Annotated in this window: 25 protein-coding genes and 1 pseudogene; 8 read left to right on the plus strand and 18 right to left on the minus strand. The window is 32.0% G+C overall.

What is annotated here, in order from left to right; genetic code table 11:
* Positions 1 to 21: 21 nt before the first annotated feature.
* Positions 22 to 813 (minus strand): pyrroline-5-carboxylate reductase, encoded by a 792-nt coding sequence (gene proC, locus ACWOBP_RS03260; RefSeq protein ID WP_455337437.1) that lies wholly within the window; start codon positions 811 to 813, stop codon positions 22 to 24.
* 154 nt (positions 814 to 967) lie between these two features.
* Here proC and ACWOBP_RS03265 point away from each other — a divergent pair, with 154 nt between their 5' ends.
* Positions 968 to 1,654: a uracil-DNA glycosylase gene (locus ACWOBP_RS03265; protein ID WP_455337438.1), complete on the plus strand. Its 687-nt coding sequence runs from the start codon at positions 968 to 970 to the stop codon at positions 1,652 to 1,654.
* A 406-nt stretch (positions 1,655 to 2,060) separates the two neighbouring features.
* Here ACWOBP_RS03265 and ACWOBP_RS03270 read toward each other — a convergent pair whose 3' ends face one another.
* A complete protein-coding gene (locus tag ACWOBP_RS03270; RefSeq protein WP_455337439.1) occupies positions 2,061 to 2,675 on the minus strand; it encodes a sunset domain-containing protein in 615 nt (204 codons plus the stop codon).
* Positions 2,676 to 2,810: 135 nt separating this feature from the next.
* A complete protein-coding gene (locus ACWOBP_RS03275) occupies positions 2,811 to 3,989 on the minus strand; it encodes an acetyl-CoA C-acetyltransferase (protein WP_455337440.1) in 1,179 nt (392 codons plus the stop codon).
* 226 nt (positions 3,990 to 4,215) lie between these two features.
* Here ACWOBP_RS03275 and ACWOBP_RS03280 point away from each other — a divergent pair, with 226 nt between their 5' ends.
* On the plus strand, positions 4,216 to 5,067 hold the full coding sequence (locus ACWOBP_RS03280) for a hypothetical protein (protein WP_455337441.1): 852 nt from the start codon (positions 4,216 to 4,218) through the stop codon (positions 5,065 to 5,067).
* Between the two features lie 205 nt (positions 5,068 to 5,272).
* On the opposite strand, the gene ACWOBP_RS03285 is transcribed toward ACWOBP_RS03280, so the two are convergent.
* From ACWOBP_RS03285 to ACWOBP_RS03320, 8 genes are all read right to left on the minus strand, one after another.
* A complete protein-coding gene (locus ACWOBP_RS03285; protein ID WP_455337442.1) occupies positions 5,273 to 6,091 on the minus strand; it encodes a CsbD family protein in 819 nt (272 codons plus the stop codon).
* A gap of 35 nt (positions 6,092 to 6,126) precedes the next feature.
* On the minus strand, positions 6,127 to 7,137 hold the full coding sequence (locus ACWOBP_RS03290) for an Asp23/Gls24 family envelope stress response protein (RefSeq protein ID WP_455337443.1): 1,011 nt from the start codon (positions 7,135 to 7,137) through the stop codon (positions 6,127 to 6,129).
* A 26-nt stretch (positions 7,138 to 7,163) separates the two neighbouring features.
* The gene (locus ACWOBP_RS03295) at positions 7,164 to 7,325 is read right to left on the minus strand and encodes a DUF2273 domain-containing protein (protein WP_048803098.1); all 162 of its coding nucleotides are present in this window, start codon (positions 7,323 to 7,325) and stop codon (positions 7,164 to 7,166) included.
* An 11-nt stretch (positions 7,326 to 7,336) separates the two neighbouring features.
* The gene (gene amaP / locus ACWOBP_RS03300; protein WP_455337444.1) at positions 7,337 to 7,915 is read right to left on the minus strand and encodes an alkaline shock response membrane anchor protein AmaP; all 579 of its coding nucleotides are present in this window, start codon (positions 7,913 to 7,915) and stop codon (positions 7,337 to 7,339) included.
* 48 nt (positions 7,916 to 7,963) lie between these two features.
* Positions 7,964 to 8,203, minus strand: a complete 240-nt coding sequence (locus tag ACWOBP_RS03305) for a GlsB/YeaQ/YmgE family stress response membrane protein (protein WP_455337445.1) — start codon at positions 8,201 to 8,203, stop codon at positions 7,964 to 7,966.
* A gap of 512 nt (positions 8,204 to 8,715) precedes the next feature.
* Complete coding sequence (locus ACWOBP_RS03310) at positions 8,716 to 8,907, minus strand: CsbD family protein (RefSeq protein WP_455337446.1); 192 nt, start codon at positions 8,905 to 8,907, stop codon at positions 8,716 to 8,718.
* Between the two features lie 428 nt (positions 8,908 to 9,335).
* Positions 9,336 to 10,604 (minus strand): hydroxymethylglutaryl-CoA reductase, degradative, encoded by a 1,269-nt coding sequence (locus tag ACWOBP_RS03315; protein ID WP_455337447.1) that lies wholly within the window; start codon positions 10,602 to 10,604, stop codon positions 9,336 to 9,338.
* An 11-nt stretch (positions 10,605 to 10,615) separates the two neighbouring features.
* On the minus strand, positions 10,616 to 11,785 hold the full coding sequence (locus ACWOBP_RS03320) for a hydroxymethylglutaryl-CoA synthase (protein WP_455337448.1): 1,170 nt from the start codon (positions 11,783 to 11,785) through the stop codon (positions 10,616 to 10,618).
* A gap of 449 nt (positions 11,786 to 12,234) precedes the next feature.
* Between ACWOBP_RS03320 and ACWOBP_RS03325 the strand changes: the two genes are divergently transcribed.
* Complete coding sequence (locus ACWOBP_RS03325) at positions 12,235 to 12,861, plus strand: superoxide dismutase (RefSeq protein WP_455337449.1); 627 nt, start codon at positions 12,235 to 12,237, stop codon at positions 12,859 to 12,861.
* A 293-nt stretch (positions 12,862 to 13,154) separates the two neighbouring features.
* A pseudogene (locus ACWOBP_RS03330) lies at positions 13,155 to 13,295 on the plus strand (IS30 family transposase); the annotation flags it as partial.
* Between the two features lie 25 nt (positions 13,296 to 13,320).
* Here the strand turns inward: ACWOBP_RS03330 and ACWOBP_RS03335 are convergent.
* Positions 13,321 to 14,370: a DUF389 domain-containing protein gene (locus ACWOBP_RS03335; RefSeq protein WP_455337450.1), complete on the minus strand. Its 1,050-nt coding sequence runs from the start codon at positions 14,368 to 14,370 to the stop codon at positions 13,321 to 13,323.
* A gap of 844 nt (positions 14,371 to 15,214) precedes the next feature.
* On the minus strand, positions 15,215 to 15,385 hold the full coding sequence (locus ACWOBP_RS03340) for a hypothetical protein (protein ID WP_455337451.1): 171 nt from the start codon (positions 15,383 to 15,385) through the stop codon (positions 15,215 to 15,217).
* Positions 15,386 to 15,503: 118 nt separating this feature from the next.
* On the opposite strand from ACWOBP_RS03340, the gene ACWOBP_RS03345 reads away from it, so the two are divergent.
* The gene (locus ACWOBP_RS03345) at positions 15,504 to 16,598 is read left to right on the plus strand and encodes a metallophosphoesterase (protein WP_455337452.1); all 1,095 of its coding nucleotides are present in this window, start codon (positions 15,504 to 15,506) and stop codon (positions 16,596 to 16,598) included.
* Between the two features lie 65 nt (positions 16,599 to 16,663).
* Here ACWOBP_RS03345 and ACWOBP_RS03350 read toward each other — a convergent pair whose 3' ends face one another.
* Positions 16,664 to 16,930: a hypothetical protein gene (locus tag ACWOBP_RS03350; RefSeq protein WP_455337453.1), complete on the minus strand. Its 267-nt coding sequence runs from the start codon at positions 16,928 to 16,930 to the stop codon at positions 16,664 to 16,666.
* Between the two features lie 217 nt (positions 16,931 to 17,147).
* Here ACWOBP_RS03350 and ACWOBP_RS03355 point away from each other — a divergent pair, with 217 nt between their 5' ends.
* Complete coding sequence (locus ACWOBP_RS03355) at positions 17,148 to 18,362, plus strand: lipid II:glycine glycyltransferase FemX (protein ID WP_455337454.1); 1,215 nt, start codon at positions 17,148 to 17,150, stop codon at positions 18,360 to 18,362.
* An 82-nt stretch (positions 18,363 to 18,444) separates the two neighbouring features.
* Here the strand turns inward: ACWOBP_RS03355 and ACWOBP_RS03360 are convergent, their stop codons facing one another.
* Positions 18,445 to 19,800: an MFS transporter gene (locus ACWOBP_RS03360; protein WP_455337455.1), complete on the minus strand. Its 1,356-nt coding sequence runs from the start codon at positions 19,798 to 19,800 to the stop codon at positions 18,445 to 18,447.
* A 161-nt stretch (positions 19,801 to 19,961) separates the two neighbouring features.
* Positions 19,962 to 20,297 carry a zinc ribbon domain-containing protein YjdM gene (locus tag ACWOBP_RS03365; RefSeq protein WP_003147532.1) on the minus strand — a complete coding sequence of 112 codons (336 nt, stop codon included), beginning with the start codon at positions 20,295 to 20,297 and terminating at the stop codon, positions 19,962 to 19,964.
* Between the two features lie 294 nt (positions 20,298 to 20,591).
* Between ACWOBP_RS03365 and ACWOBP_RS03370 the strand changes: the two genes are divergently transcribed.
* Both ACWOBP_RS03370 and ACWOBP_RS03375 read left to right on the plus strand, forming a co-directional pair.
* A complete protein-coding gene (locus ACWOBP_RS03370) occupies positions 20,592 to 21,917 on the plus strand; it encodes an FAD-containing oxidoreductase (protein WP_271987063.1) in 1,326 nt (441 codons plus the stop codon).
* 207 nt (positions 21,918 to 22,124) lie between these two features.
* Entirely contained in the window at positions 22,125 to 23,324 is a 1,200-nt protein-coding gene (locus ACWOBP_RS03375; protein ID WP_455337456.1) for a dicarboxylate/amino acid:cation symporter, read from the plus strand.
* A 369-nt stretch (positions 23,325 to 23,693) separates the two neighbouring features.
* Here the strand turns inward: ACWOBP_RS03375 and ACWOBP_RS03380 are convergent, their stop codons facing one another.
* Both ACWOBP_RS03380 and ACWOBP_RS03385 read right to left on the minus strand, forming a co-directional pair.
* Positions 23,694 to 24,758, minus strand: coding sequence for an endonuclease (locus tag ACWOBP_RS03380; protein WP_455337457.1), 1,065 nt, complete (start codon positions 24,756 to 24,758; stop codon positions 23,694 to 23,696).
* Between the two features lie 92 nt (positions 24,759 to 24,850).
* On the minus strand, positions 24,851 to 25,744 hold the full coding sequence (locus ACWOBP_RS03385) for a DMT family transporter (RefSeq protein ID WP_455337458.1): 894 nt from the start codon (positions 25,742 to 25,744) through the stop codon (positions 24,851 to 24,853).
* Positions 25,745 to 25,892: the final 148 nt, after the last annotated feature.

Genomic DNA, 25,892 nt, shown 5'->3' on the forward strand with positions numbered 1-25,892 from the left:
GTTGAAGCTTTTAACTTAGTTTTATTTCATTCTATCTAATTTATCAAAACAAGCTTTTTCACACTCTATAACTGCACTGCGGAAATTCTTTTGTTCCAAAACTCTCACAGCTTCGATAGTACTTCCACTTGGTGAACATACATCATCTTTTAACTTGCCTGGATGCTCTTTAGTTTCTAAGACCATTTTCGCAGCTCCCAAAACAGTGTTTGCAGCAAGTCTATAAGCAACACTACGTTTTAAACCATTTAAAGCAGCACCATCGGCTAATGCTTCTATAAATAAATATCCGTACGCAGGACCTGAACCACTTAAAGCTGTTAAAGCCGCCATGTCTTTTTCCAATATTTCCTCGGCAATACCTAAGTTACTTAATAAATCTAATACTATTATTTTATCTTCATCATTTACCAAAGAATTAAATACAACTCCTACAACTCCAGCACCTACTTTTACAGGTGTATTCGGCATAATTCTAACTATTTTAGTATTAGGCAATTTTCTTTCTAAGTCTTTTATTTCTACTGCCGCTGCCATCGAAATAACTATCTTATTTTTAAAATTGTCTCCCACTTCATCTATTATTTCTCCCACTAGATATGGTTTCACTCCTAAAAAGATAATATCACTATTTTTCACTATCTCTTCTAGATTTCTACAGAATACAGCATCCATCTCATTAACAACTCTACTAGTACTCTTATCTGAAGAATTTCTCACAAAAATGTCTGAGTTACTAACTTTTCCACTTCGAAGTAATCCTTCTAGAATAGATTTCCCCATATTTCCAGCACCTATAAAACCCAATTTCATACATATTCCTCCTAGATATTCATTAATATAATTATATCATACTACTTATATTCTTGTTATAACCAAGCAATTTCATTTCGGCTATTTTAATATACTTATAACTATGCTATACTTTAAAAAGATTATATAAATATATTATTCAAAGGAGTTTTATATGCATAACAGCTGGAATGAAGTATTCAAAAATTACCAAAAAATAGATGAACTTAATAGTATGATAAAAAAAATAAATGAACAACGTCTTACTACAACAATCTATCCACCAAAAGAACAAGTTTTTAGAGTTTTCGATCTGGCGCTAGAAGATATCAAAGTCGTAATTTTAGGACAAGACCCTTATCATAATCCTGATCAAGCTTGTGGTTTAAGCTTTTCAGTCAACGATGGTGTCCCACTTCCAAAAAGCTTAATAAATATCTACAAAGAGTTGTATAATGACTTAGGTATCAAACCCGCCAACACAGGAAATCTCGAACCTTGGTTTAAACAAGGTGTATTCTTACTTAATGCGGTTCTAACTGTAGAAAAGAATTCTCCAGCGAGTCATAGCAAAATGGGCTGGGAAGATTTCACAGATTATATAATTGAAACTATTTCTGAAAAAAATGAAAATGTAGTTTTTGTTTTATGGGGAAACTATGCACGAGGGAAAAAGAAACTTATCGATCCTTCAAAACATAAAATTATAGAATCAGCCCATCCAAGTCCACTATCAGCATACCGCGGCTTTTTTGGAAGCAAAATCTTTTCTCAAATCAATGATTATTTGGAGCTTCACAATAGAAAAACTATAAACTTTGAATTAAAAATGAAAACTCATGAAAAAATTTCATTATTTTAATTAATTTTAAGTATATTTAAAGTTTTCAGTATATAATGATTACCTAAACAAAAGTAATGAAATTTCACACTTAACGACATTTGTCGTTTCTCCCTTTTAAGTTTGAAATTATTTTTGTTTAAACCAATATTTCGGTTAATTCTTTATGATATTAACAGATAATAAAACTTTTTAATTTTTTTCATAATGTGGCTTGTCGCTCCCTAGGCAAGCCATTCTCCCTTTTAAAGAGTTAAAAAACTCTTTTGTTATTTGTATATAAGATTAGATATAAACAAGCAAGTAATTGCTTAGAACTTAATTTAGTTCAATAAAAAAACGTGTTCCCCAAACACGTTTTTTTATTTTAACTTTCAAATGAAATAAAAGACCTCAAACATTCCTAGTCTGAGATCTTTCATAACTACTACACAGCTCTTTTATATCCTGCTCTTTGAGCTTCTTCTTCTGAATTAAATACTAATAGATTTTTAGCTGCAACATTATTATAAGAAGGATGTGTTGGTGTATAATAATAGCCATTTTTCTTACTCGCTCTTACTATCACCTTTTTTGATTGTTGAGCTTGTTGATTTTGAGATACTTGAACAATCTCACTCTTATCACCATCTCTCGAATCATTTTTTTTCTTAACAACAGATGAAGAAGAAACCTGTTGTTCTTTATTCTCCAGTTTATCATCTTCTGAAGACTGTTCTTCTAATTTTTTATCACGTTCTTCTTTTTTTTCTTGGAAAGTTTTTCTCTGTTCTTCTTTTCTAGCTTCACTAAAATGATTCGTCATTAACATTGTTAACATCATAACTAGTGCACTTACAACACCTAAAACAACTTTTTTCAAACGTGTTTTTCGCTGAATAAATCTTACAATAGGTGGACATAATAGTATGAAATTTAACACAAATACTATAATAGCGTATCTAACACCATGAGTAAATACCATACTAAGTGATATTATCATAAATACTAGAAAGATGAACCACAAAATAACTTGTCCATGTTCTTTCATGAATTTATTCACAATATTTCTCCTTAAAAATAATCACTTATCTATTTTAACACTTTCTTTATTAATAAACAATTATTTTTATAGGTGCAATTAATTTAAGTTAAGTATACACATTTTTATAATATATATTTTTATAAAAATGTATCCTTATTCCCTAGAAATTACCATAGAGATACCTTGGCCTCCACCTATACAAAGAGAACATAGCCCTTTTTCTTTGTTATCTTTAATTAATGCATGCACTAATGTAACCAAAACACGACACCCGCTCGCTCCTATTGGATGTCCTAGTGCTATTGCACCGCCACGCGTATTAACTTTAGTCGTATCTAGATTTAATAAACGTGTTACGGCTATAGATTGCGCTGCGAAGGCTTCGTTCATTTCAAATAAATCAATGTCTTCAATATTTAGATTTAATTTTTCTAATACTTTTTGTGTTGCAGGTACCGGCCCTAGCCCCATTACCTTATTATCTAGACCTGCTGAAGCATAACCTTCAATATAACAAAGAACATCTATACCTAGCTCTTTGGCACGCTTTTCACTCATTAAAATAACACAAGCAGCTCCATCATTAATTCCTGAGGCATTCCCCGCTGTTACAGTTCCATCTTTTTTAAAAGCCGGACGCAATTTAGCTAAACTTTCTAATGTTGTATTCCCACGAACATATTCGTCTGTATCAAAAATAATTTCTTCACGCCTAGTTTTAATAGTTATCGGAGCAATTTCCTCAGAAAATAAATTATTCTCAATTGCTAAAGCCGCCTTTTTTTGACTCGCTAGAGCAAACTCATCTTGCTCTGCTCTTGTAATATTGTATTGCTCTGCGATATTTTCAGCAGTGATACCCATGTGATAATTCTCAAAAGCATCTGTCAGACCATCATTGATTATAGTATCTTCTAATTCAAAGCTACCAAGTTTTTGGCCAAAACGAGCATTTTTTGTATAATGCGGCGCTGCACTCATATTCTCTACTCCACCACAAACTACGATATCATTATCTCCTACCATAATAGATTGAACTCCAAGAACAACACTCTTTAACCCTGAACCACAAACTTTATTCACAACAAAGGCGCTTTTCTCTTTTGGAATACCTGCATTAACAGCAATTTGCCTCGCTACATTCTGCCCAAGACCAGTTTGCAATACATTTCCGAATATAATTTCATCAACAAGATTTGGATCAAGATTTACAGTTTCTAATGCTTGTTTTACAAGATCTCCACCAATTTTTGCAGCAGGAACATCTTTTAAACTTCCTCCAAAACTTCCTATAGCAGTTCTTTTAGCACTTACAATAGCAACTCTATTCATGTTTTTAATCTCCTAATTGAATTTTACTAGTATATTTTACTATAAATATTATGCTTATTCAAATAATCTATAAAACTCTATAATTTTTCAAAATATACCAATGTAATACTAAGTAAATATTTTCGTAATATAAATGTAATATTTTTGTAATAAAAGGTTGTTTTTTGTAATTTAAAGATGTATAATATAAGTGTAAAGAAGTTATACAAAAAAGAAGGTGGATAATATGAATAAACTTCTAAAAACAACAGGTATATTTATTCTAGGAATAGGACTTATGACTGGTTGTACAGATAAAGTAGCCCAAAAAATTGAAAATAAAAACAATGATAATATTACTAGTGAAGTAAAAACTACTGAAGAAACTCCAACTTCTTTAGCTAACCTACAAAAAGAAGTTGAACATATTAAACAAACAGATACTAACGTTAATACAAATATCGTTAATAACAAACTTACAACTCAGATAGCGACTCCTACTAGAAAAAATACTACAATTCAAAGTACTACTCAAACTCAAAAACATGACCTAGCTAAAGCCGGAGAAATTTTACAACCTATGGCATATGGCATGTTAAATCTACAAGGTAGTAGCACAGCTAACGTAATAAGATTCATCGCTAGTAACGATGGTAGCGATAATATAGTTAAACAAATAAACTTAACTAAAATATTAGACTTACTAAATACATACAATACACAAACATTCCATAAACAAGATGTACTACAAAGATTACAAAATGATAAAGATATAGAATTCATTCAATTAAATAATAAAGTTGCCGATTTTAGCAAGCAAAACTTAGAAAAATTGATGAATCATAAAAACAAAGTAGTATACTTCACAAAAGATCAAATATTCTTAGCTAAAAGCGACATAGGTTACGGTGGAGCCACTGATGCAATCTTCATGCCAGTGGAAAAATGGAAAATTAAAGGAGATAGAGTTCTTATCCCATACGAAAACATCGCTACTAGAAAACCCGTAGGTATGATGACACTTCGCTTAAACAATAAAAACTACGAAAGCGGAGCAAATAGAACAATGTATTACGTAGAAAGATTCGAATTATATTAAAAGAACGGAACATCGTCATTTCACATGGCGATGTTTTTTTACGTTAATTTAAAATCGATATCCAGGGAACCTCTTTATTGAAATAATATAAAAATAGGTAACCGACTTAAGTTCTACTTCTGCCAGTTACCTATATAGATTCCTATTTAATATTACTGAGATTTACTAGTTTTCTAATAAAAGGATTTGATAAATAATAGTCTTATTATTTAACCATTTTCTTTACATCTTCAATAGCATCTTCTGCAGCTTCTTTTACATCTTCCGCCACTTCTTTTACTTTAGAAAACAGTTTTCCAGCGAATCCTTCTTCTTCAACAGCTTCTTTAGCATCTTCTACTTTATCTTCTACAGCATCTTTTACGTCTTCTGCTTTGTCTGCTGCTTCATCTTTTACATCTTCTGCTACTTCTTTTGCATCTTCTGCTTTGTCTGCTGCTGCGTCTTTCACGTCTTCCGCTACTTCTTTTGCGTCTTCTACTTTATCTTCTGCTACATCTTTTACATCTTCTGCTTTGTCTGCTGCTGCGTCTTTCACGTCTTCCGCTACTTCTTTTGCGTCTTCTACTTTATCTTCTACAGCATCTTTTACGTCTTCTGCTTTGTCTGCTGCTGCGTCTTTCACGTCTTCCGCTACTTCTTTTGCGTCTTCTACTTTATCTTCTACAGCATCTTTTACATCTTCCGCTTTGTCTGCTGCTGCGTCTTTCACGTCTTCCGCTACTTCTTTTGCGTCTTCTACTTTATCTTCTACAGCATCTTTTACGTCTTCTGCTTTATCTGCTGCTCCATCTTTTAATTCTGCTGCTTTTTCTACTACTGCATCTTTGACATCTGCCGCTTTATCCGCTACTACACTAGCTACATTTTTTACACCGTCAAATGCATCTTCTGCTGCTTCTTTTACTTTTGAAACTACTTTTTCTGCGAATCCTTCAGCTTGTAATTTATCGTTACCTGTTAATTTCCCTAATCCTTCTTTTACTGAACCTTTTAATTGATCAAATTTGTTTTCTAATGACATAATAGTGCCTCCTAAATATTATTCTTTATTTATTTTTATTTATCTTTTTTTACCATGTTTTTTACGCCGTCATAAGCATCTTCTACGGCATCTTTAGCATCCTCTGCAGCCTCTTTCACTTTTGAAAATAGTTTCCCCGCGAATCCTTTATCTGCTTTATCCGATGCTACTTCTTTCGCTTCTTCTACTTTGCCTGCAGTTGCTTCTTTTGCTTCTTCTGCTTTGTCTGCAGTTGCTTCTTTTGCTTCTTCTGCTGCTGCATCTTTTGCTTCTGTTGCTACTTCTTTCGCTTCCTCTACTTTGTCTGCAGTTGCTTCTTTTGCTTCTTCTGCTTTGTCTACTACTGCTTCCTTAGCTTCTGATGCTACTTCTTTCACTTCTTCTACTTTGTCTGCAGCTGCTTCTTTTACATCTTCTGCTTTTTCTACTACAGCATCTTTTACATCTACAGCTTTATTTACAACTGCATCTTTTACATCTATAGCCTTATCTACAACTACTTCAGTTGCATCTCCAACTTTTTCTTTAACTGTTGAAAACCCATCACTTATACCTGCTTTAGCTGATGTAAAGGTATCAGATGCAAATTCTCCTGTTGATTCAACAACATTAGACACACGATCTTGTAAACTTACTGAATCTGCTTCATGTTGTTCCTTAGTTTTAATATCGATTACATTAACATTAACTTCTACAACTTCTAATCCAGTCATTTTGTTTATATCAGTTGTAATCACTCGTTTAATTTCCTCAAAAATTTTAGGAACACTTTTTTTATACTCGACTATGATATTTAAGTCAACAGCTACTTGTTCCTTACCGACTTCAATATTAACACCTGATGTAACATTATCAGTATTAATTAATTTATCTGTTAAATTTGAGAAAAAACCTCCATCAACTGCTAGCAATCCTGAAACATTTTCTAGAGCTTGACCGATAATTTTTTTAATTACATCATTATCAAATGTCAATTCTCCTCTTGCTTCACTATTACTTGTAGTTAATTCTTTTGTTTCTACATTATTTTCATTTGGATTAGACATATATCTTTTCTCCTAATTACAAATTTTTATATTTTATTCTTTATATAATATCCTGTTACAATTCCTAGTGCAGTGAAAATCAAAACAAAAATAGTTTTGAAAAACCCTAAGAACAGAATTAAACAAGCTAGAAATGCTCCCAATAATCCTGATACAACAGTGTATTGATGTTTTTTTAGCCATTCCATAATTTATGTCCTCACTTTACACGACTTGTACTCTTTTTAGTTACTTTTTTCTGAATATCAGAAACAGAAATCTTAAGTTTTACAGCTTTATCTATACCGAAAAACTCAACCAATCCATCTTTTATTCCATCTCGAATCTGATCACTCTTCTGAATAATATTCTCTGAAGAAGCTGATTCCCCTTTTACATTAATAAGGCATTTATTTTTTCTACTATTTATTTTTACCGATGGATTATTAATTAATCCTTGTTCAATCACTAAATTTTTAACAAATCCTTCAATAGCTGAATTTGTTAGTGATAATTTACCACCTTTATCAGATAGTTTTACTTCTAAATGTTGTTTAGGATAAAATGCTATTACTAATATTGAAAGAATTATCAATGTTGATAATACTAATGCTCCCCAGAAAATATATCTAGAAAGATAAAGTTCTAAAAAAGAAAATTGTTTCCAATCAAATAATTGTAAATCTAAAAATTGTGGATCTAATCCGCTAACATTATGATACTCTATCATAATGGGAACCATAACTGTTAAAGCTAATAGACAAACAATAATAGAAATTATTTTTTTTGCTTTAGTCATTTTAAACCTCCTTTCAAAAATTGACTATTCATTTATAGAAAAAATGTTTTAAGATTTTTTCCCAAAGAATATTGATACTATAGTTACTACAATTACCGCACCTAAGATAGAAGGAATTAACGCCATTCCACCTAGGCTTGGACCCCAAGTTCCAAATAATGATTGTCCTACTGATGAACCTACTAAACCTGCGATAACATTAGAAATGATACCCATGGCTCCGCCTTTTTTTGTGATTCCGCCAGCTACAAACCCTATGAAACCACCTACTATAATTGACCAAACCATATTTATTTCCCCTTTCCTTAATTATTTCCTCTAAATATTTATATACTAATAATAAATATTTATTATAGATATGATATATCACTTTTAATCTTAAATCAATATAACTGCTCATAAAATTTAAAAAAGTTTTATAATTTATGTTAAAACACTAATTTATATATAATTAAAACAGTTTTTATCATAAATATATATTTTAAAACATAATTTAAAATCCATTATAACAATAGAGTTTATATGTGTTTTTAACTATATTTTTTAATATTTTGATCAGAAACAAATTATAAGACTCTCTATATAACAGTTTTACTAGTTTCAATTTATAAACATTTTTTAGAAACAATTGTAATTAAAGTAATTATTTATTACCCTTTAAAATTTGTTATAAAAAAATAGATGATTGACCAAGTTTTCTTTACTTCCGTCAATCACCTATAGTACAAAAATATTGAATCTCTTCCTTCGTTACTTCAATTTATCCATATCCTAACAAAAGAATTCAATAAACATTCGTCTTATTTTAATTTGTCTTTAACGCTGTCGATAGCGCCTTCTACTGCATCTTTAGCACCTTCTGCAGCTTCTTTTACTTTAGAAGCTACTTGTTCAGCTAACCCTTCAACCTCTATTGACTTATCTCCAGTTAATTTTCCTAAACCTTCTTTAACCGATCCTTTGATTTCATCGAATTTGCTTTCTAATGACATAATTTTGCCTCCTGTATACTACATATCAATTTTCCATTAATTGAAATTAAATATACTTTTTCTTTAAATATTTTTTATAGATATTAATTTGTTAATTTCTATACTTTATATAATATATCATTTAAAATTATTAATCAATGAAACTGCTCACAAAATTAAAAAAAGTTTTATTATTTATCATAAAACAGTGTAAAAAGATATTAAGAACAGTATTTCAACCACATTTTTATGATAATAAAAAATCTTATAACAACAGTAATTTAGATTTCATTTTTAATATTTCTACTATAAATATAGAAACTTCTATTCTTATTAAACAGTTTTTCTAGATTAAATTTATTAACCTTTTTTAGATTTATACACAAATAAGATAGATCTTACTAGAATTATCAAATAAGAGAGACTAGGCATTCTAATCTCTCTTAACTTTATTTATTGTATTTCTCTACTATTTTCTTAGCACTAGCTAAGTTCATGTGTTTTTCTTTTCGTAGTTCTTCTACGATTAATTCAATATTATCATTAGTAGCTCCAGCTAAAATCGCTAATGATTTTGCGTGTAGTTTCATATGACCTTTTTGAATTCCATCTCCTACCAGCGCTTTTAGTGCTGCTAGATTCTGAGCTAATCCAACAGAGACAAGTACACTCGCTAAAGTTTTCGCATCAGGATTGTTTAATAATCCTCTGGCTACTTTTACAGTTGGATTGATTCCAATAGAACCACCTACACTAGCAACCGGCATAGGTAAGGTAATTTCACCTACAAGCACCTTAGCCTCTTCATCACAACGCCATGAAGATAACCCTTGATACTTACCATCTTTAGCTGCATAGCTTTGACATGCCGCTTCTATAGCCCGCCAGTCATTCCCACTCGCTATTACAACACTATCAATACCATTGAAGATACCCTTGTTGTGAGTTGCTGCTCGATAAACATCAGCTTTAGCAAATTTACTAGCTAGTTCGATTCTTTTCGCAAGATACTCTCCATTTTCTCCTAAGTTCTCGAATGGAATAGCACATTTTGCTGTAACTAGTGAACGTGTTGCATAATTCGATAAAATCGCCATTAGAGCTATACCCTCAATTAGTGATTCTAAGGAAACTTTAAATGCCTCTAGCATAGTATTTAACATATTTGCTCCCATCGCCTCTAAAGTGTCAACGATAAGGTAAACAACTACGAAATCTGTTCCATCTTCTGATAGAACTTTAACCTCTATATCACGAGCACCTCCACCACGAGCCACGATAGACGGATAAGCTTCATCCGCTGTTTTTAAAAGCAAATCTTTACTTTGTAAAATACGTTCTACTGCTTCATCAGTGTCAGCTATATTGTATAAAGCTACATGCCCTACCATCTTCCTATCTAGTACTTCTGTTTTGAAACCACCAGACTTCGCTACGATTTTCCCAGCATTACTACAAGCAGCAACTACCGATGGTTCTTCCGTAACGAATGGCACCACATACTCTTTATTATCAACGACAAAATTTGGCACAACGCTAAAAGGTAGCGAGAAAGTTCCTATTACATTCTCAACCATATTATTAGCCATATCAAAGTCTAAAACTTCATTATTTTTCAAAACAGAAAGAAATTCTTCACTTAAAATATCCGCTTGTTCAATAACATCTAAGCGTTCATTAATATTTTTTTTATAAAATCCACTCCAAATTTTTCCCATGATTTCCCCTGTTAAAATTGTTTTTTATATACTCGCTTGTGATTTTCTATTTTCTCTAAGACAAATCTGCTTTCATCTTTAATATCAGAAATATCTAAGTTTCCTTCTTCGTCCACTGTAGTATCTCTGAAGAACATTTTTTCATATTCATCTATTGAAATACGTGTTCTCTTATCGAAATCATCAAAACGATTATTTCTTAATTGATCTTTATAACCTTCTACTAGAGTTAAACTGAATATTTCCGCAACAGCTCCACTTCCATAACTATATAGAGCAATCTTGTTCCCTGCTTCTAATGTGTTATTATTCTCAAGTAGTGATAATAGTCCCAAGAATAAAGATCCAGTATAAATATTACCTACACGTTGGCTGTATAAAATAGATTCATTAAAACGAGTAAGTAATTCTTCTTTTTTATCTTCATCAGCTTGTTCTAATAACAAACTTAACCCTTTTAATCCTAGTTTAGGATATGGTAGATGTAAACATACTGCTGAAAAATCACTAAGTTTATTTTGAGATTTTTCAACAAATCTACCCCAAGTTGTTGTTAAACAATCAAGGTATTGCTCAGTAGAAAATCTTCCTTCTACAAAAGCGTATTGTGAATAGTTCGGACGCCAGAAATCCATAACGTCACGAGTTAAACAAATATTATCATTGTTAAACTCTAAAATTCTCGGATTACTGCTAACTAACATAGCGCAACTTCCTGCACCTTGTGTAGATTCTCCAGAAGATTTAACACCATACTTCGCAATATCACTAGCGATAACAAGTACTTTTGATTCTGGATTATTCATAACATGATTTTTTGCGAAATCTAATGCCGCAGTTGCTCCGTAACATGCTTCTTTAACTTCGATAGCACGTGCGAATGGTTGAATATCTAATAGACCGTGAATAAATACTGAAGAAGCCTTACTTTGGTCAACTCCAGACTCAGTCCCTACGATAATCATATCAATTTTTTCTAAATCATCTTTGTCTAGTATATCGTATGCAGCTTGTGCTCCAAGAGTTACTATATCTTGAGATACAGGAGGAATACTCATTTCTAATTGTAATAAACCTTTTGTAAACTTATCAGGTTCAATTCCTCTAGCTGTCGCTAAATCACGAATATCTAAATAATAATTTGGCATCGCAAAACCAATCTTATCAATTCCTATTTTCATTATCTAATTCCTTTCGATTAATTTCGAATTATTTATCTATACAAATTTCCAACTGTATTATACTATTAAACATTTAAAAATTAAAGTCTAATAACTATAAACTTTCTATCATGATTAAAATATTTCATGCAAATACTATTGTATAAAATTTTTTCAAATTAGTCCATAGATAGCCATTAAAAATTGAAACTCTTAATGATATCTATTATAAAATATTACATATAACATCAGATACAACTATTACATTAAGACACATATTTTCAAAGTATTAATATAAGTAATTTCTCTTCCTGTTTAAAATTTTAATACTAATTTCCTAATGTTTAGATAAGATGAAAAATAGTTTCTATAGAATAAAAAAAATTTTTTGTAAGCATTTTTGTTGTTTATTTTTAATATTTTTCTTATAATAGTAATATATTTATAAAAACCCCGGGAGGACAATTACTATGACATTTAAATTACCTGAATTACCTTATGGATTCGATTTCTTAGAACCAGTTATCGACGCTAAAACTATGGAAATTCACCACGATAAACACCACGCTGCTTACGTTAACAACTTAAACGCAGCTTTAGAAAAACACCCAGAATTCGAAGCTAACTGCATCTGTGGTCTATTAAAAAACATCGATAGCGTACCTGCTGACATCCGTCAAGCTGTTATCAACAATGGTGGTGGACACCACAACCACAGCCTATTCTGGCAATCACTAACTAAAGCAGATTCTTCTGAATTCGCTGGATTAGTTAAAGAAAAAGTTGAAGCTGAACTTGGTGGATACGAAGAATTCGTTAAGAGCTTCTCAGCTGCAGCTGCTACAAGATTCGGTAGTGGTTGGGCATGGCTTGCTTTAGATAAAGAAGGTAAATTAGTTGTTACTTCAACAGCTAACCAAGACTCTCCATACTTAACAGGGCTTACTCCAATTCTTGGATTAGACGTTTGGGAGCACGCTTACTACCTAAACTACCAAAACCGTCGTCCAGACTACATTAAAGAATTCTTCCGTGTTGTAAACTGGAATTTCGTTAACGAACGCCTAGCTAAACACTTAGAAAAATTAGGTAAATAATTACATAGATAAAAAAGCATCTAGGAAATCTAATTTCCTGGATGCTTTTATTCAACAGTTTCTAAAGTAAATTTTCAATTTCAACATAATCACTTATAATCTTATTTATTTCAATCATAAGGTCTGTATTATCTACAGATATTCTTGTTTTCTTTATATACTTTGGCAACTCATTATAAACAGCTTATTATCTAAGTAACTTCCACCTACCTAATCAAAGTAAAAACTACTCTGAAATGATTTTTTACGTTGTAATTAAGTGTGAAACGTTTAAATTAGAAATAAGATCAACTATGATAAATCATAAATACCTTACCCTCTTATATCGTAATGATATCCAATTAGGCTTAGAACGCGATGAAACCTTCAAAGTTATTAGGCGAGCTATACTAAAAGACCTAACTACTGTTTCTAAAAAAATCAATCTAAAAAGACAAGGATTGAGGATATAGAATATCCTTAACCCTTGTCTGCTTCATTTTCTTTTACAATGTCTTTTTGTGAATCTTTTTCAGATAGTTTTTGATCGATATATTTATTAATAATTTCATAAAATTCCTTGGTCGCTTCACTATCTAATTTTGTCGAATTCTGAACTTGATTAACTTTCAATTTAACAGATTGAATACCGTAAGAGGCTTGTTTTTGGTGAATTATTTCTAATTCTTCTTCTGAAATCGGGTCACCAACAATTGTCAAGATTAATTCATTGTCCCTTGACTTGTAGACTTGATTGATAACCGTATGATTGGCAAACTCTTTTCCTACAAACTGTTTGACACCTTCTTTTCGCGCTTGTTCTATAGTCAGAGTAACTGCCGAATAACCGGCTGGAACAACCAATAATACAATCAAAGATATCAAACCAATTTTCATTTTAATGCTTAGCTCTTTGAATGAAGTTAAGGGAGATTTTCTCATTAAAATTTTTGCTCCAACAATGTTGGCTAGCATTATAAAGACACAGTTAATCAAGAAAAGATAGAGAGCTCCAAATAAAAATCGTACATTTCCATTAGCTAAACCATAGCCGGCAGTGCAGATAGGCGGCATCAGCGCTGTAGCAATGGCTACTCCTGGCACAATATTATTTGCTTCTTTTTTCCTTGAACCGATCACACCAGCAATCCCACCGGCAATAGCAATTAGGACATCCCAAATCGTTGGAGAAGTTCGTGCAATCAACTCGCTACTTGCATAAGATAAGGGAGTAATCCAGAAATATAGAGTCGATACAAGTAAACTGACCAATACTTGAGTAAGTAAAACCCCTAGAGCTTGCTTGACTAAACGAGTGTCAAAAATAGCTAAACCTAATCCTAGTCCAACAATCGGTGTCATAAGAGGTGAAATTAACATGGCTCCTATAATAACAGCTGTTGAATTCATATTTAGTCCGATAGAGGCAATAAAAATTGCACACATCAAAATCGCTGTATCTCTCGACCTAACATGAAGATCATCGTATAATTTTTCACGGTATTCACGTGTTGAATAATTTCCAGGCATCTGTTTCTCCTTTTATTTAATTTATTTCTGTTTATCTATTGATGAGGATAGAGTAATTTTCTACCAAACACTACATATGTATTTAAATTTTCTTAGTCCTCACCTGTATGTCTTTTAAAAAATATCTCTTTTTTCTAGATAAATAAAAAAGCATCTATCAGTTGATTCTTTATATTATATCAAAAATTTCACAGTCTTTCACTAAGAAACCCATCAGTTTAAAAGATTTTTATATCCTTTCCAAGATAGAGAACTGCCAAAATTCCAGTTTCCTTATTCTAAGAATAAAAGACTGGGAGCAACTCAAAAATCATGATTTCTTAAGAAATAAGATTTTGTCGAATCATTCCCTCACAGTTTATTAGATTTCAAAAAAGACTTTATAAAGCCATCTTTAAATCAATGAACCACTACGTCTATGATTTTTTATATGAATTCTGTTAAATTTTAGGGCTTTTGAGGCAGTCCGAATTTAATGATTAAACGTGATGAGTGTGTTTTACAATCCATTGCTGCATTTTGATAACTAACCAGAAGACATATATTCCCAAAGGTGATGATAGTTAGAAGAAACCACTTGATCTAGTTACCGAACAACTGTGCCCCAGTAGCATCAACGTATAGACGTTTCCCATCAATCACAGTGTGTTTAGTTTTCTAATTCTGCATCATACAAAGCACCCAAGGTGTTCCGATTCCCAAAGGTAAGCACGCAAATTATTGCGCCTAAGATAGAGTATCCAATATAACCTAGGATTCCTTCATCAAAATAACTTTCAGAATTCATATTATCTCCATTCTATTCTTTTATTTCTATTCTAGAAGCCCTATTGTATTATTTTTTTTACATTTGTACAATCTTACGGTAACTTCTTGACATTATCTTGAAAATAATCATATAGATAAGAGTAAAGATGCCACAGATAGATAATATTACGATCAACATCATTCCAGCAGCAATGACACCAATAACTTTTAAGATTAAGAAGTTAATCTCAACACTTAAAAGAATCACCCTATCCAACCTAATTTAATGACAATTTAAGCTACATATTGTATAATGAAAAGCATTCTGTTTGAATATATAACATATTCTTACATTTATTATTAAATAGTTTGAAGGAGAATTGATATTGAATAATTGGAAATTTATCGCTGGTTTCATCGGAGTATTCGCAGTATATGAAATACTCGTATTTCTGATGTGGCTAAGCTTAAAATGGATGATTTCACCTTTTGTTCCCCCTAAGGTTAAATTAGCTATTGGTATCACGCTATTTATCATTGCTAACTTTTCTATTATAGCTTATATGCTAAGACTAGGCGCACCTTGGGTAAACTACGGAAACATTTGGTACTTCTACTTCCTAAACGGTGCTGTCATAGGTGTTATCTTATTGGTTGCTAAGTTATTACTGAAAATCTTTAAATTAAACCTTACTCAAGGAATTAGTTTAAGTATAACTGTTCTATATTTATTGGGTATGACTGCTCTTGGATTATTTTGGGCATACTCACCTACTGTAATTAATAAAACAATTAAGGTAGATAAACACATTGAAAAACCTATTAAAATCGCCATGGTATCAGATCTTCATCTTGGGACATTTTTCTCAAATCCTCAACTTGACAAACTGAACAAGATTGTTGATGAAGAGAAGCCAGATGCTGTAGTTATCGCAGGAGACCTTATGGACGATGATATGGTTATGTACAAAAAACGCAATATGCAAGAAAATCTAAGTAAGCTAAAAGCTCCACTAGGCGTTTATACTACAATGGGAAATCACGACCGTGACGCACTAGAAATAGTAAATGAGGTTAAAAAGACAGGGATTATCCCACTATTTGATGAAAGTATTACACTTAATAACGATATAACTCTAGTTGGTCGTAAAGATAAGAGTGTCAGTCGTGATAGACTTGATACTGCCAATCTTCTTAAGAGCGTTGATTTAAACAAGACTATTGTTCTTGTGGATCATCAGCCTGATGCTGTCGATTATCACGCTACCTTGCCTATCGATGTTCAGCTCTCTGGGCATACTCACCATGGACAACTATGGCCGTTAAACTTTATCACAGATATAGTTTATACTCTAGATCATGGCTACGCGAAGATTAATGGTAAACATTTCTTCACTTCTGCAGGTTATGGTTTCTGGGGGCCACCTTTCAAAACTTCAGCTCGTAGTGAAGTATGGATGATTACTATTGAAGGAAAATAATCAATTACTATAGAAGAAACTCAACAGTTCGATTCATAAAAATCAATTTGTTGAGTTTCTTTTTTCTATCTATTTTTTTTAAAAATCTCTATCAGTTTTTTTGCATCTTTTCCATTTAAAAAGTATGCTTTTCTTAATGCTGCAATATTAAATGCATCGTCTTGGCTTAAGTTTATAACCTTTTCTAACTCTTTTTTATAAGCTGGACTTTGTAGTCTTTCAAATGCTTCTTTACTCTTTTCATCACGCTTTTTTATCTTATCTCTTGTACTAGCAATCATGGCATAAATAAAAATAAATCCAAGCATGATATATACTGTATTCATGTTCATCGCAATTACTTCCTTTATTTTATTCTATATAAATATTATATAAGTTTTGTATGCGCTTGTAAATATTTTAATTAAGTTATTGCTAACTTCCCAAAGTAAGCTCCAGTAAGAAATTAAAGTGTAATTAACTTATTTATCTCTCATTTCTTCTAAAAATTGATTTTTCTACTATAATTTGTTATGATAAAGTGTACTTTAGTTAAAGGATTATTGAATAATGAAATTTTTAACAAATATTAACGATGAAAAATATACTGAATTTATAAAAAATCATAAACATGGTAATATGATGCAAGCTATCGAATGGTCACACATTAAAAATACTTGGGGAGCTATAAGAGTAGCTGTCGCAGACGAAAATGACAATATTATAGCTGCTGTGCAAATACTAACTCGCCAAGGATTATGGTATGCTCCGCGTGGCCCAATTCTTGATTATACTAATACTGAACTACTGAATTTCTTTTTAACTAACCTTAAAAAATTCGCCAAAGACAAAGGTGCTAAAATGGTTAAATTAGATATCCCTACTGCGATAAAAGATGAGAAGTTAGCAGTATTTAAGGATGTTGAGGTAGATAGAGAGCACAACAATCTTATAAAAGTGTTCAAGGATAATGGCTATAAACACAAAGGTTTCAGCCTTGACATGAGTAGTACTATTCAACCACGATTTAACACTGTTACGAAGCTTGAACAAGAAGTTCCTGATCTTTTCCCAAAAGATACACGTCGCTTAATTCGTGATGCAGAGAAGAAATTCGTTGAAGTTAGACGTTGTGGTAAAGAGAACCTTGATGACTTTCTTTTCGCCCTAGCTTGTACTGAAAAAAGAAAAAACATCTCTCTTCGTGGACGTGAGTATTTCGAAAACTTACTAGATACTTTTGGAGATAATGCTTTATTATACATTTCATATATAAATGTAGAAAAAGCTGTAAAAGAATGTCATTCTAGAAAACAAGCTATTGAAGATGAAATTGAAGCTCTTGGAGAAAAATCACCGAAGAAAAAACGCACTCTTCTTGAACAAGTAGCTGGAATTGAAAAGCTAATCGTTTTATTTGATAGCTTAGAGATCGAAGATAAAAGCAAGGATCAGGTTATAAGTGCTGCGATTACTATCGCTTATGGTAACCATGCTGAAATTATTTACGCTGGTATGAATGAAGATTTCGCAAAACTTCCTGCCCAGTATAAAGTCTTTTCTGATACGATGAAAAAAGCCCAGGAAATGGGTGTTAAAGAAGTTTCTATGGGTGGCATCGAAGGAGATTTAAACGACAGTCTACTTGGTTTTAAATCAAAATTCGCTCCAAATATCGTAGAATATTACGGGGAGTTTGATTTAGTAATCTCTCACATATTCAATTTAATGTACAACTACGGTTTACCATTAAGAAGAAAAGTATTAAAACTAATAAAAAGATAAAAAACAAGTCTGTAAATCATTATGGTTTACAGACTGTTTGTTTTAATCTACTATTTTAATATATATAAAGAGAAAATTGTTATTATAATTTCCAAGTAATTTTGTTCATTATCCATCCAAATATAACTGAAACAGCTGCAATAATAAAGATTATATGTAATCCTTGATATGAGTGTTCTATACTGTTAATACCATTAACTTGGCTAGCATATACTAAACCATAAATTGATGCCATAAGAGTTTGGCCTAATGTTCTTAATAATAAGCTAAAAGTAGTTGCTATATTAAGTTGTTCTTTAGGTACAACTTCTTGAAATGCTACTTGTGCTGATGGGAAAATCAAACCATGGCCAAGTCCAAGGAAAGCACCACTAATCGAAATATAGTAATAAGAAACACCTATTGGAGCAAAGGCCATCATAAATACTGAAACAGACATCGCTATAAAACCTATATTTATAAGTTTTTCAAACGACCATTTACTTATAAATTTAGAAGAGAATCTCGTTGCTAACATAACTGCGATAGAACTAAAAATCTGTGTCCCACCTGCCATAGTTGCACTAGTTCCTAATACAACCTGCGCCCACATTGGAGCGTAAATACTATATCCTATGGCAAAAGCATAGACCAACACCATAATTAAGTTTTTCGTAATGTAAGACATATTCTTTAACAGACTGATTGGCAGAATCGGTTCTGTTTCCTTTATTTCCCACTTCCATAGCATATAACCACTAACAATAACAAACATTGCTAGTAAACTATTCATAAATATATTAAGCTTCGGAAGATTACTAATCCAATAAAGAATAACTCCCGAAATAATAACTAATAGTCCACTTCCAATGTAATCAACTCTAGGTTTTTGTGAAATTACAGTTTCCTTATAAAAAATTTGGATTAATACTAAAGAAACTACGGAAAATGGAACAAGGCTAAAAAATATCCAAGACCACCCTAATACATCAACCACAAAACCTCCAGCAATAGGTCCTAAGATACTTGCCACACCATAGAAGGCTGTTACCCATCCTAAGGCAACGGCTCTTTCTTTCGCGTCAGGAAAAAGCTTAGCATATATTACAAAAGGAATAGAAATCATTCCTCCTATACCAATACCCATTAACCCTCTAGCAAATACCATCATCCAGATATTTACAGAAAATCCTCCTAGTATAGAAGCTATTGTAAAGATTAATATCGATAATTGAAAAGCCTTTTTATTACCAATTACTTCTCCAAGCTTACCCCAAAGAACCGTTGTCATAGCTATAAAAAATAATAACATGGAAGTTAATAGACCTAATTGATTTATACCATTTAAATCCTTAATAATTTGCGGTAATGCAGTATTCAACATTGTTGTATCTAGTCCACCTATAAAATTAGCTAAAAGCAAAGCTATCATAGATAAACGTTTTTTAATTTTCGTCATTGTATTTCCTTTCATTCTTTTCAATTTATTTTCAAGACATTTATTTATTATATACTATCTTCTCTATTTTCGGAAGATTAAGTACCAATATACAAATTAAAAAAGCTGAACTCCTTTGTGATTTCATTGAAATCATAACTACTGAGTCAGCTCTTTTTGTATTATATTTTTTTAACGAATTCAGATTTTAGTTTCATAGCTCCGAAACCATCAATTTTACAATCAATGTTGTGATCTCCATCAACTAATCTGATATTTTTAACACGAGTTCCTTGTTTTAATGTAGAAGAACTACCTTTAACTTTTAAATCTTTAATTACAGAAACTGTATCTCCATCTTGAAGTACGTTACCGTTAGCATCGCGGTAAACTTTTTCCTCTTCTGCTCCACTAGTATCTTCTGGTGACCATTCATGAGCACACATAGGACATACTAGCATATTTCCATCTTCATAAGTATATTCACTTTTACATTCTGGACAATTAGGTAATGTCATTTCTTTCCTCCATAAAATTTCATATTTGTACAAAGGATATTATACCATAATGAGAAGCAATATCAAAATAATATCAAAAATTATTTTCTTTAAAACATTGATATTACAACGATTTCATCCAACAATATATTCAATAAAAAAATTTTTTTGAAAAAACGTCTACTTTTGTAGGCGGAATACTTGAAATTTTAAAAGAGTAGGAGTAAAATATGAATTAAATAGTTTTCATTTATATTTATTATACAGATATAAAAAATAAACAATAAAAATTTAAAGTAAAAGAGGAATCAAATTATGGTTAAATATGATTTATTAGTAGTAGGATTCGGTAAAGCCGGAAAAACTTTGGCAGCAACATTCGCTAAAGAAGGAAAAAAAGTAGCAGTAGTTGAAGAAAGCAGTGCAATGTACGGTGGTACTTGTATCAATATCGGATGTATCCCAACTAAAACTTTAATCGTAGCTGCTGACAACAAAAAAGATTTCGCAGAAGCTAAAGCTACAAGAGATGCTGTTGTATCTAAACTTAACGCTAAAAACTTCGCTATGTTAGACAATAGTCCAAACGTTGATGTTTACACAGCTCACGCTAAATTCGTTTCTAACAAAGTAGTAGAAATCTCTGCTAACGGAGAAACTAAACAACTTGAAGGTGAAATCGTAGTAATTAACACTGGAGCTAAAAACAATGTATTACCAATTCCAGGATTAACAACATCTAAAAATGTTTACGATAGCACTGAATTCCAAAAATTAGAAAAAGCTCCTAAAACTCTAGGAATTATCGGTGGAGGTAACATCGGATTAGAATTCGCTAACCTATACGCTCGTCTTGGAGTTAAAGTTACAGTTATCGACTTCGCTCCTGGAATCTTAGGAAGAGAAGATAAAGATATCGCTGAACTTGCTCAAGGATACTTAGAAGAAGCAGGAATCGAGTTCAAATTAGGAACTGCAACTAAAGAAATCCGCAACAACGGAGAACTTGTAGTTGTTGATACAGAAAAATACGGTCCACTAGAATTCGAAGCAGTATTACACGCAACTGGACGTCGTGCTAACACTGAAGGATTAGGATTAGAAAACACTGACATCGAATTACGTCCAAACGGAACAATCGTAGTTGACGAATTCTGTCAAACAGCTGTAGAAAATGTATTCGCAGTTGGTGATGTTAACGGTGGATTACAGTTCACTTACGTATCATTAGACGACTTCAGAGTAGTTAACGGATACTTACACGGTAACAAAGAGTACACAACTGCTGACCGTAAAAACGTACCTTACTCAACATTCATCTCTCCAGCATTATCTCACGTTGGATTACATAAAGAAGAAGCTGAAGCAGCATACCCTAACGTTGCAGTAGCATCATTACCAGTTGCTAACATGCCTAGAGGAGCTGTTAACCAAGATCCACGTGGATTATTCCGTGTAACTGTAGACAAAGACACTAACTTAATTCTTGGAGCTACTTTATTCGGTAAAAACTCAGAAGAAATTATCAACCTAATCAAAATGGCAATTGATAACAAAATTCCTTACACTTACATCAGAGATCAAATCTTCACTCACCCAACAATGGCTGAGAACTTAAATGATGTATTCAAATTAATCTAATAACTGCAAAAAGCTTAAAATCTCAATAATAATTTGAGGTTTTAAGCTTTTTTTATTTGGTTCTATCGAATTTCTACTATATAGATTTATAAAGTTTTCAAATAATTAAAAAAATATGTCTATTCCCCTTTACAAATCAAGGCTTTTCTTGTATAATGTACACATGTCTTTTTAAAAAATACAATAAATGAAAAAGGAGATCGAACAATGAGTTTATATAAAAGAATTCCATTAATAGCAAAACTTATTATCGCTGTAACATTAGGGATAGTCTTAGGAAGCACTCTACCAACGTCAATTATTAGAGTTTTCGTAACATTCTCATCTATTTTCAGCGCATTCTTAGGATTCACAATTCCACTTATTATCGTAGGATTTATCGTACCAGGTATCAGCCAAGTGTCAAACAACGCTGGAAAATTACTTGGTTTATCAACAGGAGTTGCTTATATTTCTACAATTATCGCAGGAACATTCGCATTCCTATCAGCTCAAGCAGTATTACCAAGTATACTAGCTAACGCTACATTACAATCATTCAAAAATCCAGAGGATTTATTATTAAAACCTTTCATCGAGTTTAAAATGGCTCCGATTTTTGATGTTACTACTGCTCTTATTATCTCATTCATCTTAGGAATCGGGATTTCAGCAACTCAATCAGAAGGACTTAAACAAGGATTCGCAGATTTCGGAGAAATTATTGAAAAATTACTTGCTACAGTAATTATCCCACTTCTTCCATTCTACATCCTAGGTGTATTTATGAACATCACAGCTTCTGGTGAAGTATTCAAGATTTTAAAAATCTTCGCTATGGTATTCGTAATTATCATTATTATGCACGTAATTATCATTATTATCCAATACTTCGTAGCTGGAACAATCAACGGAAGAAACCCATTCAAGATGCTTGTAAATATCTTACCAGCATACATGACTGCAATCGGTACTCAATCTTCAGCTGCTACTATCCCAGTAACACTAAGAAGTACTAAAAAAATGGGTGTTGATAAAAATATCGCAAACTTCACTATTCCATTATTTGCGACTATTCACTTATCAGGAAGTACAATCACATTAACTACATGTGCATCTGCAGTATTCTGGTTACAAAACGGTGCTGCATTCCCATCAGCTGCAGTAATGATTAAATTCATCTTATTACTTGGAGTAACAATGGTAGCTGCTCCTGGGGTTCCTGGTGGAGGAGTTATGGCAGCTCTTGGATTATTACAATCAGTTCTTGGATTCAACGAAATCATGTTATCTCTAATGATCGCATTATACATCACTCAAGATAGCTTTGGAACTGCATGTAACATTTCTGGAGACGGAGCTTTATCAGCAATCGTTGATAAACTAAACAAACTTTTCTTCAAAAAAGACGCAGAACAAAACGCATAAAAAACTATCCCACAAACATAAGTTTGTGGGATTTTTCATATTCAATTAGTTAAAGACGTCTCGCACCACAATCAAAAGAACAAGTGTCAATAAAATTTAGAAATAGCTATTTCTGTTCTTTATAATTTCAAAGATCCTTTTAACTTTATAATATAATTATTTTCACCTACTGTTTATAGTAGCTGCAGTAAAACTATAAGTTTTACTTAGAAAATCAAAGACTACAGTCTTTGATTTTAGCCGGAAAGTCCTTTTGCATTGCAAAAGAATTGGAGGCGTCTAAAGCTACATTAAAACAGTAGGTTTTAGAATTTAACCTATCAAAAAAAGCAGCTCTTTGAACTTAATCTCCGAGCCGCTTCTTTTATTCTATTTTAATTTATATCTTAGTTTTACCGGGTTATGATCACTATATCTATACTCTTGATTTAGCGTCTCTACCCCAAGTACTTCTATATTATCACTAGCGATATATCCATCGATAATGAAACCATAAGTACCTTCACTATCCTTCACATAAGGCTTATTATTAAGTCTCGCAGAATTTTTACTTTCATCATACACTAAGTTAAATCCTGCAGGTAACATACTTTTATCTAAATTCTCAGCACGCCATAATTCTTTTGGAACAACATTAATTTCATCTTGTGTTAAAGTTTTTAACGACTGATTAAAATCCGCTCCAACAAGAATATAATTACCTTTCTTATACTCATAATCGATAAATTCAAGAAGTTGTTTCATCTGAGCTTTTTTCCCAGAATTACCTTTATCATAAGCATCAAGGTGAGCATTAATCAACACTAGATGTTTATCACTATTTTCTACTTTTGTATAAATAACAGAAAATCCTCGTTTTAAATTAGCAAGTCTCTCTGGGAATGTGAATGGAATCGCCATTTGGAATCTTCTTGCATTCTCCACGTTGAAACTAGTCGCAGTATAGATACCACTCTTAACTTTACCTAACGGCGGTACTGGATAAGGCACATATCTAACCTTGAAATTATACGCTAAAATACTATTTAAACCTAGTATCTCATCAAATTTAGTAACTTGGTTAATATTGTAGCTACGTTTTGAATCCTCATCTATCTCTTGTATAAAATTGACATTAGCATTCTCATTTTTAACTATCTCTGTAATATTTTTTAGATTTTCTTCAACATGAGCTTTATCTAGTGGCAGAACCATCTTTCCACCATCCATAAAAAAATCTTCATCTTTATCAAGACCAGCATAGCCTATGTTCCAGTTAAGAGCTGTATACTCTGTTCCTACCTTGGCAGTTTCTGAAGTACCTTGTTTAGTTACCTTCAAACTCTCAACTCCGTTAGGACTATATTCTGTAGCCCATAAATATCCAACTAATCCTGCAAACCCTAAAACCCCCACAAGCACTAACCCTAATACTATCTTTAATATTTTTTTCATCTTTAACCTCATAAAAAATAGAAGGAGCAAGGAAATCTATTTATAAATCATGATTTTCAAGCTGCCCTCCATTAAATTTCATTGTAAATTATTTAATTACTCTTCTTATCTCGTAATTGTGAAACTATAATACCTACAAAGACGATAAGCATACCTATTCCTTCTCTTATTCCTATATGCTCACCAAGAATAAGAACTCCTCCTATCGCAGCTACAACAGACTCTAAACTTAATATTAACGACGCTGTATGCGGTGGGACATCTTTTTGCCCTACAATTTGTAAAGTATATCCTACTCCACTAGAAAGCACCCCTATCGCAAGTAGTGGCCAGATAACACTCATTATATCCGCAAAGACGATAGTTTCCTTGAAAATAGCTAATCCTAAGCTTAATACTGATACAACAACTAATTGAACGATAGATAAGAACATTGAATTAACTCTAGTAGCCGAATAGTCAATAACAATTATATGAATCCCGAATAGCACCGCACTGATTAGGACGATAATATCTCCCATCTCTAAAGCAAATTCTTCTTTTACCGATAAGAAATAAAAACCAATTACCGAAAGAATTAATCCTATAATAAAGAATTTATTAAGCTTATTACCTAAGAATACTCCGATAAATGGTACTATACAAATGTATAACACTGTAATAAATCCAGCTTTTCCTGCAGTTGTCATCCCGATACCTATTTGCGAAATATACATTGCAAAAAATAATACTATTCCACAGATACCACCAAGCAGCCAACTTTTATTTTTTGTTATTGGTTCTGCCAAAATCTTAGGATCCTGACTCTTATATAGACTTGGAATCAGAAGTGCTACAGCACCAAGAAATACTACTGCGATTACTGATCTTATACCCACAACTGTAAGAGGCCCTAGAACCTTACTCGCAATATTTTGCCAGATAAAAGCTAATCCCCAAATAATCGTAACAATTATTAACAATAACTCTGAAATAAATTTTCTCATTAATACACCTTTCCTATAAATTTTCTATGAATTTTAAAATTCTAAAAGTATTCACTATCATAGCAATAAATACATTATACTTTTATAATTTTATACGTTATTTACAAAAAATTCAACTATTATCATTCCATACTCTGGTATTATTAAA

The organism is Gemella parahaemolysans (assembly GCF_053758945.1).

Coding starts and splice junctions, on each gene's coding strand:
- ACWOBP_RS03350 (WP_455337453.1), bottom strand. CDS start 16,930: ATGAACATGAATACAGTATATATCATGCTTGGATTTATTTTTATTTAT.
- ACWOBP_RS03360 (WP_455337455.1), bottom strand. CDS start 19,800: ATGACGAAAATTAAAAAACGTTTATCTATGATAGCTTTGCTTTTAGCT.
- ACWOBP_RS03295 (WP_048803098.1), bottom strand. CDS start 7,325: ATGGAATGGCTAAAAAAACATCAATACACTGTTGTATCAGGATTATTG.
- ACWOBP_RS03375 (WP_455337456.1), top strand. CDS start 22,125: ATGAGTTTATATAAAAGAATTCCATTAATAGCAAAACTTATTATCGCT.
- ACWOBP_RS03320 (WP_455337448.1), bottom strand. CDS start 11,785: ATGAAAATAGGAATTGATAAGATTGGTTTTGCGATGCCAAATTATTAT.
- ACWOBP_RS03305 (WP_455337445.1), bottom strand. CDS start 8,203: ATGGTTTGGTCAATTATAGTAGGTGGTTTCATAGGGTTTGTAGCTGGC.
- ACWOBP_RS03315 (WP_455337447.1), bottom strand. CDS start 10,604: ATGGGAAAAATTTGGAGTGGATTTTATAAAAAAAATATTAATGAACGC.
- ACWOBP_RS03310 (WP_455337446.1), bottom strand. CDS start 8,907: ATGTCATTAGAAAGCAAATTCGATGAAATCAAAGGATCGGTTAAAGAA.
- ACWOBP_RS03365 (WP_003147532.1), bottom strand. CDS start 20,297: ATGACATTACCTAATTGTCCAGAATGTAAAAGTGAATATACTTATGAA.
- ACWOBP_RS03335 (WP_455337450.1), bottom strand. CDS start 14,370: ATGCCTGGAAATTATTCAACACGTGAATACCGTGAAAAATTATACGAT.
- proC (WP_455337437.1), bottom strand. CDS start 813: ATGAAATTGGGTTTTATAGGTGCTGGAAATATGGGGAAATCTATTCTA.
- ACWOBP_RS03370 (WP_271987063.1), top strand. CDS start 20,592: ATGGTTAAATATGATTTATTAGTAGTAGGATTCGGTAAAGCCGGAAAA.
- ACWOBP_RS03285 (WP_455337442.1), bottom strand. CDS start 6,091: ATGTCATTAGAAAACAAATTTGATCAATTAAAAGGTTCAGTAAAAGAA.
- ACWOBP_RS03380 (WP_455337457.1), bottom strand. CDS start 24,758: ATGAAAAAAATATTAAAGATAGTATTAGGGTTAGTGCTTGTGGGGGTT.
- ACWOBP_RS03290 (WP_455337443.1), bottom strand. CDS start 7,137: ATGTCTAATCCAAATGAAAATAATGTAGAAACAAAAGAATTAACTACA.
- ACWOBP_RS03275 (WP_455337440.1), bottom strand. CDS start 3,989: ATGAATAGAGTTGCTATTGTAAGTGCTAAAAGAACTGCTATAGGAAGT.
- ACWOBP_RS03385 (WP_455337458.1), bottom strand. CDS start 25,744: ATGAGAAAATTTATTTCAGAGTTATTGTTAATAATTGTTACGATTATT.
- ACWOBP_RS03325 (WP_455337449.1), top strand. CDS start 12,235: ATGACATTTAAATTACCTGAATTACCTTATGGATTCGATTTCTTAGAA.
- ACWOBP_RS03265 (WP_455337438.1), top strand. CDS start 968: ATGCATAACAGCTGGAATGAAGTATTCAAAAATTACCAAAAAATAGAT.
- amaP (WP_455337444.1), bottom strand. CDS start 7,915: ATGACTAAAGCAAAAAAAATAATTTCTATTATTGTTTGTCTATTAGCT.
- ACWOBP_RS03280 (WP_455337441.1), top strand. CDS start 4,216: ATGAATAAACTTCTAAAAACAACAGGTATATTTATTCTAGGAATAGGA.
- ACWOBP_RS03355 (WP_455337454.1), top strand. CDS start 17,148: ATGAAATTTTTAACAAATATTAACGATGAAAAATATACTGAATTTATA.